Origin of the sequence: Ligilactobacillus ubinensis, from assembly GCF_024160875.1 — a bacterium.
GTDB classification, from domain to species: Bacteria; Bacillota; Bacilli; order Lactobacillales; family Lactobacillaceae; genus Ligilactobacillus; species Ligilactobacillus ubinensis.
On sequence record NZ_JAIULA010000053.1, the window covers coordinates 1 to 675 of the forward strand.

Consider the following 675-nt stretch of genomic DNA (forward strand, 5'->3'; position numbering starts at 1 on the left):
GGTCCGGCGTTGTTGTTTAACCGGATTTGGAGACACTTTCTGAGTCGCTACAATCGTCTCATTTAAGTCAACTAAGTGATCTTCAACCTTGCTGATCATCACATCTAACAATTCTGGCGTTAACTCTGAACCTGCAGGAACTTCACCGACAACTTTAGCTTCATGCAGTTCACCTAATAACGTAACGAGTTTTTCACGATTCATCTTATCAAAGCGAATAGTATTTTTCTTCCACACAAAACTATACTTGTTTGCGTCGGCTAGGATCTTAGTCCCATCAATGAAAGAAACATCGTCAATTAGGCCATTTTGCCGAAGATACTGTGTCATTTGTGATAAACTATCGGTCGTCAAATCAGTTAATTCAGCGGAAATTCTAAAGCGACAGATTGTTCGGTAAGATGGCACTTGATCGGCAATTAACCAACCAGCGGGCTTATTTTCACGAGCGAATCGTTCAATCTTACGACTACTGAAAATACCGTAACTGTACGCTAAAAGAACCAGTTTTAACATTGCGCTAAGATTGTATTCTCGTGGTCGCCCAAACTGGTAATTATATTTAAGTTTTAAGTTTTCGACTAATTGGTTAATGTAACGTGCAGGATGATTTTCTGCCGGAATATAATCTAAAGCGATACTCAAAGTGGTTTGATTTATGTTATAATAATCTTG

The 675-nt window shown here is 38.7% G+C and carries 1 protein-coding gene; it reads right to left on the reverse strand.

The features are described from left to right. Positions 1-675: transposase (locus LB941_RS12315; RefSeq protein ID WP_253362274.1), on the reverse strand; the 675-nt coding region annotated here is incomplete at both ends.